This window comes from Mycobacterium sp. NGS48, from assembly GCF_059812585.1.
Map to the genome: position 1 here is coordinate 64643 of NZ_JCALCY010000015.1, position 14867 is coordinate 79509.

16 protein-coding genes and 1 pseudogene are annotated in these 14867 nt (G+C 67.1%); 4 read left to right on the top strand and 13 right to left on the bottom strand.

Annotated elements, in window-relative coordinates:
• Positions 1–84: 84 nt before the first annotated feature.
• Positions 85–477 carry a DUF5319 domain-containing protein gene (locus AC5Y42_RS20075; protein ID WP_065015049.1) on the top strand — a complete coding sequence of 131 codons (393 nt, stop codon included), beginning with the start codon at positions 85–87 and terminating at the stop codon, positions 475–477.
• Here AC5Y42_RS20075 and AC5Y42_RS20080 read toward each other — a convergent pair.
• The 3 genes from AC5Y42_RS20080 to AC5Y42_RS20090 form a co-directional block, all read right to left on the bottom strand.
• The gene (locus AC5Y42_RS20080; protein ID WP_499900325.1) at positions 474–1529 is read right to left on the bottom strand and encodes an anti-sigma-D factor RsdA; all 1056 of its coding nucleotides are present in this window, start codon (positions 1527–1529) and stop codon (positions 474–476) included. The genes AC5Y42_RS20075 and AC5Y42_RS20080 overlap by 4 nt on opposite strands.
• Positions 1522–2100: a sigma-70 family RNA polymerase sigma factor gene (locus AC5Y42_RS20085; RefSeq protein ID WP_499900326.1), complete on the bottom strand. Its 579-nt coding sequence runs from the start codon at positions 2098–2100 to the stop codon at positions 1522–1524. The genes AC5Y42_RS20080 and AC5Y42_RS20085 overlap by 8 nt, the downstream gene beginning before the upstream one ends.
• Before the next feature lie 89 nt (positions 2101–2189).
• Positions 2190–3002 (bottom strand): hypothetical protein, encoded by an 813-nt coding sequence (locus AC5Y42_RS20090; RefSeq protein WP_499900327.1) that lies wholly within the window; start codon positions 3000–3002, stop codon positions 2190–2192.
• Between the two features lie 341 nt (positions 3003–3343).
• On the opposite strand from AC5Y42_RS20090, the gene AC5Y42_RS20095 reads away from it, so the two are divergent.
• Positions 3344–3652: a WhiB family transcriptional regulator gene (locus AC5Y42_RS20095; protein ID WP_499900328.1), complete on the top strand. Its 309-nt coding sequence runs from the start codon at positions 3344–3346 to the stop codon at positions 3650–3652.
• Here the strand turns inward: AC5Y42_RS20095 and AC5Y42_RS20100 are convergent.
• A complete protein-coding gene (locus AC5Y42_RS20100) occupies positions 3649–5169 on the bottom strand; it encodes an adenylate/guanylate cyclase domain-containing protein (RefSeq protein ID WP_499900329.1) in 1521 nt (506 codons plus the stop codon). The genes AC5Y42_RS20095 and AC5Y42_RS20100 overlap by 4 nt on opposite strands.
• Positions 5170–5234: 65 nt before the next feature.
• Positions 5235–6158, bottom strand: coding sequence for an LLM class F420-dependent oxidoreductase (locus AC5Y42_RS20105; protein ID WP_499900330.1), 924 nt, complete (start codon positions 6156–6158; stop codon positions 5235–5237).
• 89 nt (positions 6159–6247) lie between these two features.
• Here AC5Y42_RS20105 and AC5Y42_RS20110 point away from each other — a divergent pair, with 89 nt between their 5' ends.
• Positions 6248–6964: a superoxide dismutase family protein gene (locus AC5Y42_RS20110; RefSeq protein ID WP_499900331.1), complete on the top strand. Its 717-nt coding sequence runs from the start codon at positions 6248–6250 to the stop codon at positions 6962–6964.
• Between the two features lie 69 nt (positions 6965–7033).
• Here the strand turns inward: AC5Y42_RS20110 and groL are convergent, their stop codons facing one another.
• Both groL and groES read right to left on the bottom strand, forming a co-directional pair.
• Entirely contained in the window at positions 7034–8653 is a 1620-nt protein-coding gene (gene groL / locus AC5Y42_RS20115; protein WP_499900332.1) for a chaperonin GroEL, read from the bottom strand.
• 85 nt (positions 8654–8738) lie between these two features.
• Entirely contained in the window at positions 8739–9041 is a 303-nt protein-coding gene (groES, locus tag AC5Y42_RS20120) for a co-chaperone GroES (protein WP_045384501.1), read from the bottom strand.
• Between the two features lie 292 nt (positions 9042–9333).
• Here groES and AC5Y42_RS20125 point away from each other — a divergent pair, with 292 nt between their 5' ends.
• Positions 9334–9981, top strand: coding sequence for a C39 family peptidase (locus tag AC5Y42_RS20125; RefSeq protein ID WP_499900333.1), 648 nt, complete (start codon positions 9334–9336; stop codon positions 9979–9981).
• On the opposite strand, the gene tsaD is transcribed toward AC5Y42_RS20125, so the two are convergent.
• From tsaD to alr, 6 genes and pseudogenes are all read right to left on the bottom strand, one after another.
• A complete protein-coding gene (gene tsaD / locus AC5Y42_RS20130) occupies positions 9978–11003 on the bottom strand; it encodes a tRNA (adenosine(37)-N6)-threonylcarbamoyltransferase complex transferase subunit TsaD (RefSeq protein WP_499900334.1) in 1026 nt (341 codons plus the stop codon). The genes AC5Y42_RS20125 and tsaD overlap by 4 nt on opposite strands.
• Positions 11000–11446 carry a ribosomal protein S18-alanine N-acetyltransferase gene (gene rimI / locus AC5Y42_RS20135; protein ID WP_499900339.1) on the bottom strand — a complete coding sequence of 149 codons (447 nt, stop codon included), beginning with the start codon at positions 11444–11446 and terminating at the stop codon, positions 11000–11002. The genes tsaD and rimI overlap by 4 nt, the downstream gene beginning before the upstream one ends.
• Positions 11447–11455: 9 nt before the next feature.
• A pseudogene (tsaB, locus tag AC5Y42_RS20140) lies at positions 11456–12064 on the bottom strand (tRNA (adenosine(37)-N6)-threonylcarbamoyltransferase complex dimerization subunit type 1 TsaB); the annotation flags it as partial.
• Positions 12064–12528, bottom strand: a complete 465-nt coding sequence (gene tsaE, locus AC5Y42_RS20145) for a tRNA (adenosine(37)-N6)-threonylcarbamoyltransferase complex ATPase subunit type 1 TsaE (protein ID WP_499900335.1) — start codon at positions 12526–12528, stop codon at positions 12064–12066. The gene tsaE and the pseudogene tsaB, both read right to left, overlap by 1 nt.
• Positions 12521–13645, bottom strand: coding sequence for an alpha/beta fold hydrolase (locus AC5Y42_RS20150; protein WP_499900336.1), 1125 nt, complete (start codon positions 13643–13645; stop codon positions 12521–12523). The genes tsaE and AC5Y42_RS20150 overlap by 8 nt, the downstream gene beginning before the upstream one ends.
• Positions 13642–14796: an alanine racemase gene (gene alr, locus AC5Y42_RS20155; protein ID WP_499900337.1), complete on the bottom strand. Its 1155-nt coding sequence runs from the start codon at positions 14794–14796 to the stop codon at positions 13642–13644. Before alr ends, AC5Y42_RS20150 begins: the two co-directional genes overlap by 4 nt.
• Positions 14797–14867 lie beyond the last annotated feature (71 nt).

Genomic DNA, 14867 nt, shown 5'->3' on the forward strand with positions numbered 1-14867 from the left:
GTGTGGCTCGCGGACCGCGGCGCGGCCGTTCGGCGGCGACTAGACCGCTGGCGCGATCCCAACCCGGCTGCGTAATGTGGAGACGTGCGCGACTACCTCCCACCGGGTTTGCCGCCCGACCCTTTTGCCGATGACCCATGCGATCCGTCGGCGGCGCTGGATGCCGTCGAGCCGGGTCAGCCGCTGGATGCCCAGGAGCGGATGGCGGTCGAAGCCGACTTGGCTGACCTCGCGGTATATGAGGCATTGTTGGCGCACAAGGGTATTCGCGGTCTGGTGGTGTGCTGCGACGAATGTCAGCAGGACCACTACCACGACTGGGACATGTTGCGCGCCAACCTGTTGCAGTTGCTTGTCGACGGGACCGTTCGTCCGCATGAGCCGGCCTACGACCCGGAACCAGACGCCTACGTCACCTGGGATTACTGTCGCGGGTACGCCGATGCCTCGCTCAACGAGGCGACGACGGAAAGCTAACCTTCACCTGGTCCGCCGTTTTTTCCGCCACCACCCGGAATGGGTTGTTGGCTGGTGCTTTTCGCCGCAGTCGACGGCGCCTGCGTGGTTTGGGTCACACTGGCCACCTGCGAGGGCGACTGAACGGGCGCCGGCGCTGACGTCGTCGCCGTGGTCGCGTTGGTGGTCGGCGGCGCCGAGGACGACGGGCTGGGCGCTGCGGCCGACGTCCGCGCTGCCCTGGTGGACGGACTGGGCGCTGTTTGCGAGGCCGCGGCGGGCGGCGCCGACGTCGGGGCCGGCACCGGGCTTGCCGTGGTCGTTGCGGCCGGGGCGGTCGTGGTCGGAGCCGCGGCAGAGGACGGGCCCGATGTCGTGGGTTCGGAGCTGGACGCCGAGGCGCTCACCGGGATCGTCGTGGTCGTCGCCGGTGGCACGCCGGGGTCGGGCAGCGCGCTGGGCGCGACGGTCGCGTTGGGATCGTGAGTGGCGACCTTGGCGTGCAACTGATTCATCTGGTCGACCAGCTGCTGTTTGCGGCTGGTGTCGTTGACGGTTTGCACGCTGTCGTTGACTGTGGCGAGCTTGTCCTGCGCCTGGCTCCACTGACCTTGGTTGATCATTTGCTGGACTTGCTCCAGCTCGGTTTTGGCGGCCAGTTCGACGCGATCGTCATGCACTGACGGCGGTTCGCCAAACAGCATCGTGTGCATCCCGTAGAGCGCGTCGCCGGGCTGCGCGTTGCCCACCAGGGCGCCGAACCCGCCCAGCGCCAGCGCAGCCGCAGCTGCCGACCCGGCCAGCGCCAGGCCGCGCCGGCTGGTGGGCCGATCGGCGAGCCCACGCTCCAGCGCCGCGATGGCCTCGGCGTCGCTGACCAAGCCGCTTGCCGGCGGCCACCTCAAGTCGTCACGCCAGTCCGCCAGCAGCGCGGCCAGCACGTCGTCGCCGGGTTCCTCGAACTCGGGGAAATCGACGGGCTGACGTGTCGCCAGTGCGTCGAGCAGCCGATCGGTGTGCGCCAGCGCGGCCAGGTCGGGCTGGTCAAACGGGGTGCGGCCGTAATCAGACATAGTCACGTCCCGCTGCAACGATTTCGGTCTTCAACCGGGCCAGCGCACGGTGTTGTGCCACCCGGACCGCTCCCGCGCTGGTACCGACGGCGGTGGCGGTCTCTTCGGCGCTCAGCCCGACCACGACCCGCAGGATCAAGATCTCCCGCTGCTTGTCGGGCAGGATCTCGAGCAATTCCTTCATCCGGCCCACCGAATCGGCTTCGACGGCCAACTGCTCGGGCCCCGCGTCGATTGAGCGTCGCTCGGGAAGCGACTCGGCGGGGTACGACAGGTCGCGGCCGGCGGCGCGGTACGCGTCAGCCACCTTGTGTGCAGCGATGCCGTACACGAAGGCCAGGAAGGGGCGCCCGCGGTCCCGGTAGCGCGGCAGCGCCGTGATGGCGGCCAAGCACACCTCCTGCGCGACGTCATCGGCCGAAAGGCCGCCCCGCTCGACCGTGCCGAGGCGTGCGCGGCAGTATCGAATGACGATCGGGCGGATCGTTTCCAGCACTTCCCGAAGCGCGTCCCGATCACCTGCCACGGCGTTAGCGACAACAGCGTCGAGACGTTCTTCCTGCACTGTCATCGACGGCGATATCTCCAACGTTACGAACCGAACACAGCCCGGCACGGCGACCCAGCTAAAACCATAAGGTCCGATACGCCGTTTCCTGGTTAGCGTGCGCTCCAGGCGCCTCCGGCGTGGCGCACTTGTTCGGCCGCCGAGTCCCGCATCTCGCGCAGTGCTTGGTTTGTGTGCGCAGTGTTGCCGAGGTCGACGAGCAGACAGGCCACGGCCCAGCGCAACGGCACCAGACCCCACCGGCCGGTGTCTTCCAGCGCCGCCTCACCGACGGCTCGGGCCCGATCGAGGTCACCGGCGCTGCACAGCGCAGCGGCCAGCACCACGTCGCTTTTGGCCCGGTGTCGCGCCGATTCGGCGGCGGCCAGCTCGACCGCGACTTCGGCGTGCCGGACAGCGCTGCGGCCGTCGCCGCTTGCCATCGCCAGCTCGGCAGTGACCCACGCGCGGCGCACCGCCAACCGGTGGCCCGCGAGCTCCGTCAACGGCTCCGCGCGGCTGAGCAACGCCGCCGACGCCGCGAAGCGACCGACACCCAGCGCGTCGGCGGCCAGCCCGATCAACGCATCGGCGCTGGCTTCGGAATCGCTTCCGGCCAGCGTCAGCGCGCGGCCATCCCAGCCGCGGGCAAGGATGTGCCACCCGAGCTGACGCAGAAATGATGCCTGCGTGCTGTGCGCCAGCGAGCCCAGCCGGCCGCTCGGCGCGGCGCGGATAAGCGTCGCCAAATCGGTACGCGCGTTGCCGTAGCGGCCCTGCCCGCCCGCTGCCACCGCGCGCAACCACAGCTGCTGCGGTGTGTCCGCAGTCGGCAGCGGCCAGTGTCCGGGCTGCTCTCCGAACGCCGCAGCGGTCAGGATTGCCTCGATCTTCGAAGCGCAACGGTTATCGATCACTGTGAGCATTAGTTAAAAGTTCGTGGTTTCTTTGTTACGGCGACATTAACCCAGCGTCGACAATAATTATCGCGGTTCCCATGCCGCCGAGTCACGAACAGGCAAATCCCGACGAAGACCACTGTCGCGGTAGCACCCGGTGCCCCCAACAATTGCATCGCGCCGATGAACGCGGAGTAAATTCTCAAGGCACAGTTGGATATTCGGTCACAGAGGCCGAGATTGACGGAATTTCCGCGGTACCCATACCTTGATGTCAACGAGTAGTCATCGGCGACGTTGCTCGAATCAGCTGGCGACCTACCTGTTCGAAAACTGGTCTCCACATGCGCACGCGGAGAGGAGTTCCCATGCCACAGCCAGAGCAACTACCGGGACCCAACGCCGATATCTGGGATTGGCAACTGCAAGGCGCTTGCCGAGGGGTGGATTCGTCGGTGTTCTTCCATCCCGACGGCGAGCGCGGCCGCGCCCGTCTGCAACGCGAACGCCGCGCCAAGGAGATGTGCCGAAGCTGCCCGGTGATCCAGCAGTGCCGCACCCACGCGTTGGAGGTCGGCGAGCCGTACGGCATCTGGGGCGGTCTGTCAGAGACCGAACGCGATCTGTTGCTCAAACGCGACCTGGGCCGCTCCCGCGGGATTCGCCGCACGGCCTAACTGAGCGGTACCGGATCACGGTCCAGGCCGTAAACCTGCACGGCGGCAGACTTTCCCTTCAAGGCGTGCGATCCCCTGTCGGTCAGTCCGGTTGGGCGGCGAACCAGCGCGTCGACTGACTGCTGGGTGAGCAGAATCGCGTCGCCCGTGAGCTTGGTGAGTTGCTCGACACGGGCAGCGACGTTGACGGTGTCGCCGATCAGGGTGAACTCGAGCTTGCCTCCGGCGCCGATGGTTCCGGCGATCACCTTTCCGGTGTTGATGCCGATGCCGATGCGAAGCGCGCCGTCAAATCGCTCGGTCACGCAGCGCTGGATCAGCACAGCGGCGGACAGCGCCGCGCCGGCATGATCCGCGAGGTCGTTCGGGGCGCCGAAGACGGCCAACGCGCCGTCGCCGAGAAACTTGTTGACGTGTCCGCCGGCGTCGACGACAGCGGGCACCACGATCTCGAACAAGGTGTTGAGGCGGGCGACGGTGTCCTCGGCGGTGTTCGCCTCGGCGAACGGGGTGAAATCGCGGATGTCGACGAACATCACGGTCACCTCGCGGCGCTCGCCGGTGAACACGTCATCGCCCTGCTGAAGCAACCGCGCCGCCAGAGCCGGGTCGACGTAGGTTCCGAAGGCAGCCTGAAGTCGCTCCCGCTCGGCCAGCCCGGCCTGCATGCGGTTGAAGGATGCTGCGAGCGCGCCAAGGTCGTTGTCCTGGACTACCGGCAGACGGCGGCTGTAGTCGCCGGCCGCAACCCGTTTGGTGGCCTCGGCAAGGTCGCGGATCGGCTGCAGCGACGGCACGAAGACGGCGCCGATCGTTATCGGCACCGCCAAGCCGAGCGTCAACGCGCAGCCGATCACTACCCACAGCGCCGGATCCTGGCTGGCCCGATCGAAGACAGCCGCCAGCATCGCACCCGCGATGGAAAACCCGAATGCGACCGCGACTGCGGACACGTTCGACCACGCCGCGAAGGTGGGACGAGAGCGGGGCAGCGAGTCGCCGATCCCGGGGTCACCGGCAAGGGCGGCCCGGACCGGCCGCATCGGCGTTTCCGGCACACTGTGCACCCCGACCAGATGGGAGCCGGCCCCGAGAGCGGCGCCCACGACCGCATACTGAAGCAACCGCAGTCCGGTCGCGCCGACCAGGCTCCCGACGACGACCGACAACAGGGTCGCGCACACCGAGATGACCGCCAGCCCCCGGACAACAGCACGGCGGGACCAGGCGTAGCTGGCCTCCAGTGCAGTCGCTGCATCGACCTGTTGACCCGCGGCCCATCGCTGGATGACCCGCCATTCGCCACGGCCAGGCAACACCAGCCCATAGGCGAGCACCAGCATGGTGACACCGGTGGCGGTGGCCGCTGCGAGGTATCGACTGGAGTTCTCGAAAGCCACGATGGCGAACGACAAGGTGAGGTAGATCGGAACCGGTACCACGATCGCGACCGCGAAGGACACCCACGAGTACCTCGCTCCGTAGCGATCCCAAGCCCACCGGCAGAAGCGGTCCATGGTGCGAGATTAAACGTAAACGCCGCTGAGCTGCGGCTATTCGTCGAGCTGCATTGGCCGTGCGATTATGCGTCGACCAGCGGTCTGAGAGCCTCACCCATCTTGGTGATGACACCGGGTGTGTGGCGGTGTGTCGGCAGATTGATGATCACGCCATCAATGCCTGGGTCAAGCACCCGGCGTTTGATCTCGTCGGCTACCTGATCAGGCGTGCCGGTGACCGCCCGGCCACCGCGCGCCTCGCCGATGTCGCGGGGTGCGTCGTAACCGTCGAGCACCACTGTCAGCAGGCAGCTGGTTTCCAAAGTTTTTGGGTCCCGGTCTATTTCGGCGCAGCGTTGCCGGAGGGCCGCCAGCTTGCCGGGCAGCTCGGAGATGCCGGCAATGATGTTGAGGTGGTCGGCGTAGCGGGCGGCCATTCGGAACGTCTTCTTCTCACCGCCGCCGCCGAGCATGACCGGAATATGGTCTCGGTAGCGGGGCTCGTTGATCGCGTTCTCGGTGTGATACCACTTCCCGGAAAAGCTAGGTCGCTCACCGTGCAACATCGGAACGATGATCTGCAACGCCTCCTCGAGTTTTTCGAAACGCTCCGTGAACGTGTCGAACTCGAAGCCCAGCTGTCGATGCTCCAGCTCGAACCAGCCCGCTCCGAGGCCCAGGATGGCGCGCCCCGCGCTGACGACGTCCAGTGTCGTTATTACCTTGGCGAGCAAGGTCGGGTTGCGATACGTGTTGCCCGTCACCAGGGTTGACAGCTGCACCCGCTCGGTTGCCGTGGCCAAAGCGCCCAGCGCGGTGTAAGCCTCCAGCATGGGGTCGTCGGGTTCGCCCAGACCCGGCAATTGATAGAAGTGGTCCATCAGCAAGACGGTGTCGAATCCCGCGGCCTCTGCCTCCTGTGCCTGGGCCATGACAGCGGGAAACAGTTCGGCAACTGACGTGCCGTACGAAAAGTTGGGAATCTGCAATCCGAGTCGAATAGTCACGCCGATGTGCAACAGCGGCCGATGCGGTTGAAATTCCGTAGCCCAGGCCGCACCGTTTCTACATCGGCCACTTGGGGTAAATCCCGCGCATGAAAAAGGGCACAGCCGTAGCCGTCGCGGTGCTCACCGCGACCATCGCACCGTTAGGCGCATGCACGAAGCAGAACATCAGCCAGCCCAATACGTCACCACTCACCGTCGCGCCGCCCGGCGCTGAGAAGATGACCACGCAGTTGAAGAGCACCGACGAGACTCTGGTCGCCAACGTCACCCTCGAGTTCGCCAATGGCTATGCGACGGTGACCGTGGACGCCGGTCCCAACCAGGTGCTGTCTCCCGGTTTCCACGGGCTCCAGATCCACTCGGTGGGCAAATGCGAGGCCGACTTCAACTCGGCCGGAGACGTCTTTCAAGCGCCGGATCACACCGGGTATCCGGCTAGCGGCGAACTGACTGCCTTGCAAGTGCGCCCCGACGGCGCGGCCAAACTCGTCACCACAACGAGCGCGTTCACTGCCGCGGAACTGAAGAACGGCTCGGGTACCGCGCTGATCGTTCACCAGGACCCGGACAACCTCGGCAGCAGCTCGGCCGGTGATTCGGTCAAACGGATTGCCTGCGGTGTGATCTCGGCCGGAACGACGACAACGTCGTCCAGCACGGCGACAACTACCGTCACCACGGTCACCAGCACAACCGCCGTCCCACCGCCGCCCACGAGCACGAGCACCGTCACGGTCACCAGCACCCCAACCACATCCACGCCAACCACAACCACTCCTCCGAGCCTTCCGCCCGGCACCTGACGCACGAGCAGACGCAAAAGCCCCCGAACGCTCGGCGCGTCGGGGGCTCTTGCGTCTACTGGGCAGAGACTAGTGAGCGTGGCCGTGGTGGTGGCCCGCGTGCTCGTCCTCTTCGACTGGCTTGTCGACCACCGCCGTCTCGGTGGTCAGCACCATCCGGGCAACCGACGCCGCGTTGAGCACTGCGGAGCGGGTCACCTTGACCGGATCAATGACGCCGGCCGCGGCCAAGTCGCCGTAGTCGAGCGTGGCCGCGTTCAGGCCATGCCCAGCCGGCAGTTCCTTGACCTTGTGGACCGCCACCGCGCCGTCCAGCCCGGCGTTGACGGCAATCCAGTACAGCGGCGCGCTGAGCGCATCGGAGAACACGTCGACCCCGAGGATCTCGTCACCGGACAGCGACCCGCGCAGATCGGTCAACGCCTTGCCGGCCTGCAACAAAGCGGATCCACCGCCGGTGACAATGCCCTCCTCGACCGCGGCCTTGGCAGCGGCGACGGCGTCCTCGACGCTTTCCTTGCGTTCCTTGAGCGCGGTTTCGGTGGCGGCACCGACCTTGATGACGGCCACCCCGCCGGACAGTTTGGCCAGCCGCTCTTCGAGCTTTTCGCGATCCCAGTCCGAGTCGGTCGTCTCGATCTCCGAGCGCAACTGCTTGGCCCGGTCAGCGATGGCCTCTTGGCCGCCGCCGCCCTCGACGATCACGGTGTCGTCCTTGCTGACCACCACACGTCGCGCCGATCCCAGCACGTCCAGGCCGGCCTCCCGCAGCACCAGGCCAACGTCGGGGTTGACCACCTGGCCACCGGTCACCACCGCCAGATCCTCCAGGAAGGCCTTGCGGCGATCCCCGAAGAACGGCGCCTTGACCGCGACGGCCTTCAGTGTCTTGCGGATCGCGTTGACCACCAGTGTCGAGAGCGCCTCACCCTCGACGTCCTCGGCGATCACCAATAGTGGTTTGCCCGCTTCGGCCACCTTCTCCAGCAGCGGCAGCAGGTCGGGCAGCGAGCTGATCTTGTCGCGGTGCAGCAGGATCAGGGCGTCGTCGAGAACGGCCTGCTGAGCATCGAAGTCGGTGACGAAGTAGGCCGACAGAAAACCCTTATCGAAGCCGACACCCTCGGTGAACTCCAGCTCGGTGGACAGCGTCGAAGATTCTTCGACGCTGACGACGCCGTCGTGACCGACCTTGGTCATGGCCTCACCGACCAGCTCGCCGATCTGTTCGTCGCGCGACGACACCGTGGCGACTTGCGCGATGCCGGTCTTGCCGGACACCGGGGTGGCCGCTGCCAGCAGCGCCTCCGACACCGCGTCGGCGGCCTTGCTGATGCCCGCCCCCAACGCGATCGGGTTGGCGCCGGCGGCCACGTTGCGCAAGCCGGCCTTGATCAGCGCCTGTGCCAGCACGGTGGCGGTGGTGGTGCCGTCACCGGCGACGTCGTTGGTCTTGGTGGCCACCGACTTCACCAGCTGGGCACCCAGGTTCTCGAACGGGTCTTCCAGGTCGATGTCCCGGGCCACGGTGACGCCGTCGTTGGTGACCGCAGGGCCGCCAAAAGCTTTGGCCAGCACCACATGCCGGCCGCGCGGGCCGAGGGTGACTCGCACCGCGTCGGCAAGCTTGTCCACCCCGGCTTCCAGGGCGCGACGCGCGGTTTCGTTGAACTCAATCTGCTTGCTCATAAGTCTTTCCTGTCCCGGCTAGAGCGAACCGCCCCGGAAATCACCCGCGTATTGCGGGGATCCCCGGGGCGGAACACGCCTGTTGCTACTTGGAGACGACGGCCAGCACGTCGCGGGCCGACAGGATCAGGTACTCCTCGCCGTTGTACTTGATCTCGGTGCCGCCGTACTTGCTGTAGATGACGGTGTCACCCTCGGACACGTCCAGCGGGATTCGCTTCTCGCCGTCCTCGTCCCACCGGCCGGGGCCGACGGCGACGACGGTGCCTTCCTGCGGCTTCTCCTTGGCGGTGTCGGGAATGACCAGACCGGAAGCGGTCGTGGTCTCGGCCTCGTTGGCCTGTACGAGGATCTTGTCCTCGAGTGGCTTGATGTTCACGCTCGCCACGATTGGAGCCCTCCACTTGATCAGTGTGTGAGCTCGGGGCTGCTCCCCGAACCCTTCGAATTACCAGGTGTTCGGCTTTCGGCCGCGCCCTAGCGTCGTCGTCGCGGGTGCCGACACAGGGATTGCCCGATTGCCACCTAGCACTCTATACACGCGAGTGCTAGCACTCAAGGTCCCCCCGTTGCTTCTGTCCCTTCGACGCGAGTGTGCGTGTTCCCGGTCCGGACGCGGCGTGTCGAACCGGGGACACGCACACTCGCGCAAGGGGTGACCATCGCAGATACTTGAGGTCATGTTCATCAGCATCCGCAACGCGATCCGCACTGCCGGCGTGGCCACGATGATCGTCGCGGCCACGCTCCAAGAGGCCGGGGTCACTCACGCCGACCCGAACGGCCAAATGTATGGCAATCCCGAAGCCGCCGCGCCGTACTGGCGCTACCAGCATCAGGAAGACTGCGGCCTGATGGCCGTCACCGACGTGGTCGGCCAACTCACCGGCCACGAACCCTCCCAAATAGGGATTGAAACGCGTGGCCTGCTCACTCATAGTGAATCCCACCGGGGCTCGATCTATGAGTTCGACGGCACCTCCCCCGCAGACCTGGTGGTGCTGCTGGAGCACTACGGCATTCAATCCGATCTGACCACCGGCAACACCATGGAGGCGCTCGAGCAGGACCTGGCCGGCGGCCACAAGGTGATCGCCGGGCTCAATGCCGAGACCATCTGGAACTACCCCCCGGGCCAGGGAAATCGGACCGACGCCGACCACGCCGTCGTCGTCACCGGAGTCGACACCCGCGACGACATCGTGCACCTCAACGACAGCGGCATCCCCACCGGCCGCGACGAGCAGATCCCGCTGGCCACCTTCACCCAGGCCTGGGCAACCGGTAACAACCTGCTCATCGTCGCCCAGCAAACCAACAATCTTTAAGACAGCTGGCCGGTGACCACCGGCAGGCCCGGGTCGCTGGCTACGTCCAACGGCGACGGCGCAGCACCCGCGGCGACCAGATGCGCCGCGAAGGCCGCGATCATCGCGCCGTTGTCGGTGCACAGCCGCGGCCGCGGAATCCGCAGCGTCAATCCGGCTGCGGCACAACGTTCTTCGGCCAGCTCCCGCAGCCGGGAGTTGGCTGCCACTCCCCCGGCGATCAGCAGCGTCGAGACCCCGAGCTCAGTGGCGGCGCGCACGGCCTTCATCGTCAGCACGTCGGCCACCGCCTCCTGGAAACCGGCCGCGATGTCGGCGGTCGAGGCGTCGGGATGGCTTTCCACATACCGGGCGACGGCGGTCTTGAGACCAGAGAAGCTGAATGCGTGCGGATCGTCGCGCGGCCCAGTCATGCCGCGAGGGAACACGATTGCGTCGCGATCACCAGTGCGGGCCAGCTCGTCGAGCACCCTGCCGCCCGGATAACCGAGCCCGAGCAGCCGGGCCACCTTGTCGTAGGCCTCCCCCGCGGCGTCGTCGACGGTGCCGCCCAACTCGACGATCGGCTCGCCCAGTGAGCGCACGTGCAACAGATGGGTGTGCCCGCCGGATACCAGCAATGCCACGCTGTGCGGCAGCGGCCCGTGTTCGTAGACGTCGGCGGCCAGATGCCCGCCCAGGTGGTTCACCGCGTAGAACGGGACGTCCCATGCCGCCGAATAGGCCTTGGCCGCAGCCACTCCCACCAGCAGCGCGCCTGCTAGCCCGGGTCCGATAGTGGCGGCGACGACATCTGGCCGGCTGATGCCGGCTGCCGCCAGGGCGCGGCGCATCGTCGGGCCGAGTGCTTCCAGATGCGCTCGAGAGGCGATCTCGGGCACCACGCCGCCGAACCGGACATGCTCGTCGACACTGGATGCCACCTCGTCGGCCAGCAGCGTCACGGTGCCGTCGGAGTCGAGTCGGGCGATGCCGACACCCGTTTCGTCGCAAGAGCTTTCGATCGCCACAATGACAGTCATGCTGGGTCCCGTCGCATCGTGTAGGCGTCGGCGCCACTGATCCGGTAGTACCGTCGGCGCAGCCCGACATCGGTGAACCCGACGCTGCGGTAGAGCGCGATCGCCGCCGCGTTGTCGGTGCGGACCTCCAAGTGGACAACGCCGCCGTCGGCAAAGTTTAGTAGCTCGCCCAGCAGTCGGCGCCCGATGCCGCGGCCCTGGTAGGCCGGGTCAACACCGATGGTGTGCACCTCGTACTCGAATGGCGGCGTGCGGCCCAACCGTGAGATACCGCCATAGCCCACCAGCACGTCGCTGATGCGCGCGGCGACGTAATGGTTGTGCTTGGCGGCGAGTTCGCGGACGAATGCGGCCTTGGGCCACGGGTCGTCGCCGGGAAACAGCAGCGCCTCCAGTTCGGCGCACCGCTTGGCATCCGCGGGCGTGAGCGGACCGAACACCAGGTTGCGCTCGGCTGCTGGTTTGGCGTCCGGCCGACGCAGGTACAACGGCACCAGCGGCGCCGGCTCGTCCGACCAGTCGACCGCGGCTACCAGCCCAGCCGACGTCGGGTGGGTCGGGTCGCAGCGCGGCAGGTCGAACAGCGCCGCGTGCTCGGGGGATCCGGCCACCGCGCGCGCCGCGCCCGGGTCCACATCGACTGGCGCGTTGACGGCCGGCCCGCCGATGCGAACACCGTCGCGGTAACGGGCCCAATAAATCTCACGCCGGCGCGCGTCGGTCACGACCAGTGTCTCGCCGATCGTCTGCCCGCCGATGGCGTCCAGGCTGCATACGCCGTACACCGGGATGCCCAGCGCGTGTCCATAAGCGGCCGCGGTCGCCATCCCCACCCGCAGGCCGGTGAACGGGCCAGGCCCGCAACCGACCACCACGGCATCGAGGTCGGCCATCGTCAGCGCGCCATCGGCGAGCGCGGCCAACACATTCGGCGTGAGCCGCTCCGCATGGGCGCGGGCGTCAACGGTGATTCGCTCGGCCAGCACATCGAGCTCGTCGGTGACTATTCCCGCCGTGACCGACGGTGTGGCGGTGTCGAGGGCCAGGACGCGGCGCGGCATCAGCAGCTCCACTGCCAGGTCGCGGTGCGCACGTCGGAGTTAGTGATCCGTTCGAGGCGGATGTCGAGGTGACGCTCGGAAAGTCGTTCGGCCAGGCCCTCGCCCCACTCCACGACAACGACGGCGTCGTCGAGATCGGTGTCCAGGTCCAGCGAATCGAGCTCGCCGAGCAGATCGGTTCCTTGATGATCCAGCAGCCGGTAGACGTCGACATGGATCATCGCCGGCGCACCGGCGCGCCTCGGCGGATGCACCCGCGCCAGCACGAAAGTCGGCGACGTCACCGGTCCGACCACATCCAGTGCCTCTGCAATCCCCCTGGCAAGCACGGTCTTTCCGGCGCCAAGCGGACCGGAGAGCACCACCACGTCTCCGGTGCGCAGCTGCGCGCCCAGGCGCGACCCGAGCGCGATAGTGTCTTCGACCTGGGTCAGGGTCGCCGTACCGCCGCCTAGTTCAGCCACGCCGCCACGACCGTTCGCGCCACCGCCGGCTCAGCGCTGCCAGCCGGCCCGGAGTGGCCCGCCTGACCAGCCGCACCAAGGCGTCGTTGATCCGGTCCGGCTTGCCCAGCAGCACCAGATGACCGGCCCTGGACATGATGATCAGCTCCGAGTTGGGCAGCGCGTCGGCCATCCGCCGCGAATATTCGTCGGGGGTGAGCAGGTCATGATCACCGCAGACGATCAAGGTCGGAATCTTCCCCAACGTGGGCAGCGCAGCGGTTTCGTCGTGCACCTCCAGGGCGTGCAGGAACTCCACCATCGTCGGGATGGGCGTGCCGTGCATCATCTTCTGCGAAAAGGCCACCACGCTGGGGCTGACGTCGAAATCGCCATAGGATGCTGCCCGCAGAATCGGGCCGATCAGCGAACGCGCCGCATTGCGGCCACGGTGTACCAGCTTAGGCGCGGACCGGGCGGCCAGCCGAATGGCGTTCAGCGCCGGGTTCTCCAGGATCTCGCCCAGCGGCGATTTCGAAACCCCCTCGGCTGCAGAGGAAATCAGCGCCGCGCCGACGATCCGACTGCCGTAGTGGTGCGGGTACTGCCTGGCATGCGACAACACCGTCATGCCACCCATCGAATGACCGACCATCACGATCGGGCCCCGCGGCGCGATCACCTGCAGCACGGTCTCCAGATCCATGCCCAATTGCGACACCGTGTAGGTTTCCGGTGGCGCTTCGCCCGAGCGGCCGTGCCCCCGCTGGTCGTAGAAGATCATCCGGACCCGCGGACCCCACTCCTCGCACAACCGCTTGCGCTGAAAGTAGAAGGCGCCCATCCGAAGACAGAATCCGTGGACGAACACCACAGTCAACGGCGCGTCGACGGACCCGACCTCACGCACCGCCAGCGGCACCCCATCGGGCGTCGTCACCACATAGCTGCGGTCGCCGTCGAGTGCCTCGAAATTCTCGTTGACGTATGGGTCGTCCGCGATGACGCGCCGAGTCACCTGCCGAGCGACCGTCACTCCGGCTATCGTGCCCACCGCACCCACACCGGCCGCACCGGCCAGCCAGCGGGCAAGTCCCACTCGGGCCGGGTGCGCGCCGTCAAGGTCATCGCCGCTCAACGACTTTCGGCCTCCAGATACGTCCGGGCAACACGACCACGAGGGCTCGTTACCACTTCGTAGTGGATGCTGCCCAATAGATCTGCCCAGTCCTGCGCGGTGGGTTCACCATGGGTGCCCGGCCCGAACAGGATCGCCTCGTCGCCCTCAGCGACGTCCGGCGTTCCCGGACCCAGATCGACCACGAACTGGTCCATGCAAACCCGGCCCACGCTACGGCGACGTCTGCCGTTGATCAGTACGTCGAGGCGACCGCTCAGCGAGCGGAACACCCCGTCGGCGTAGCCCAACGGCAGCAACGCCAGATTGGTGTCACGCTCGGCGGTCCAGGTGTGCCCGTAGGACACGCCGTCACCGGCGCGCACCGAGCGAACCAGTGCGACAACGCATTTGACTGTCATCGCCGGTACCAGGCCCAGGTCATCGCGTTCCGGGAAGGGGTTGAGCCCGTAGACCGCGATGCCGGGCCGCACCATGTCGAAGCAAAAGTCGTGGCGGGTCAGCGCAGCCGGCGAATTCGCCAGGTGCGCGACCTCGAAATGCACACCATGATCCCGGGCGTGCGCCAGCATCTCGCCGAAGCGCCGCGCCTGCAGGTCGTTGGCGGGGTGTGCGGGCTCGTCGGCACACGCCAGATGCGACATCAATCCACGCACCTGGATGGCTTCGTCGGCGATGGCGCGGCGCAGCGCGGCCAGCATCGACGGGTATTCGCTGGCGCGGACACCGTTGCGGTTCATCCCGGTGTCGGCCTTGACCGTCACCGTCGCCGTCTGACCGGTGCGACGCACGGCGTCGAGCAGTTCGTCGAGTTGGCGCAGCGACGACACGGCGATCTGGATGTCGGCGCTCACCGCCGGAGCAAAGTCGGTGCCGGGGCGATGCAGCCACGCCAGCACCGGTGCCGTGATGCCGTCGGCGCGCAATGCAAGCGCTTCCTCGATGGTGGCCACGCCGAGTTCGGCAGCGCCGGCGGTCAGCGCCGCGCGGGCGACCGGCGTGGCGCCGTGCCCGTATCCGTCGGCCTTGACGACGGCCATCAGCTGCGCGGGCCCGGCGTGGTCACGCAGGACCCGCACGTTGTGCGCAATGGCACCGAGGTCGACGACCGCCTCGGCGATCAGGCCGCTCGTCTGGGAAATCGCAGTCATCTCCCCGCTATTGTCCCAGAAGCGGGCGTGGGGGCCGCTACACCCCGATTGTGCGGTTTCATACGCTCATC

Bases quoted from the DNA above. Each gene is read 5' to 3' on its own strand.
- AC5Y42_RS20080 (WP_499900325.1), bottom strand. From the start codon at position 1,529: ATGTCTGATTACGGCCGCACCCCGTTTGACCAGCCCGACCTGGCCGCG.
- AC5Y42_RS20085 (WP_499900326.1), bottom strand. From the start codon at position 2,100: ATGACAGTGCAGGAAGAACGTCTCGACGCTGTTGTCGCTAACGCCGTG.
- AC5Y42_RS20090 (WP_499900327.1), bottom strand. From the start codon at position 3,002: ATGCTCACAGTGATCGATAACCGTTGCGCTTCGAAGATCGAGGCAATC.
- AC5Y42_RS20095 (WP_499900328.1), top strand. From the start codon at position 3,344: ATGCCACAGCCAGAGCAACTACCGGGACCCAACGCCGATATCTGGGAT.
- AC5Y42_RS20100 (WP_499900329.1), bottom strand. From the start codon at position 5,169: ATGGACCGCTTCTGCCGGTGGGCTTGGGATCGCTACGGAGCGAGGTAC.
- AC5Y42_RS20110 (WP_499900331.1), top strand. From the start codon at position 6,248: ATGAAAAAGGGCACAGCCGTAGCCGTCGCGGTGCTCACCGCGACCATC.
- groL (WP_499900332.1), bottom strand. From the start codon at position 8,653: ATGAGCAAGCAGATTGAGTTCAACGAAACCGCGCGTCGCGCCCTGGAA.
- AC5Y42_RS20125 (WP_499900333.1), top strand. From the start codon at position 9,334: ATGTTCATCAGCATCCGCAACGCGATCCGCACTGCCGGCGTGGCCACG.
- tsaD (WP_499900334.1), bottom strand. From the start codon at position 11,003: ATGACTGTCATTGTGGCGATCGAAAGCTCTTGCGACGAAACGGGTGTC.
- alr (WP_499900337.1), bottom strand. From the start codon at position 14,796: ATGACTGCGATTTCCCAGACGAGCGGCCTGATCGCCGAGGCGGTCGTC.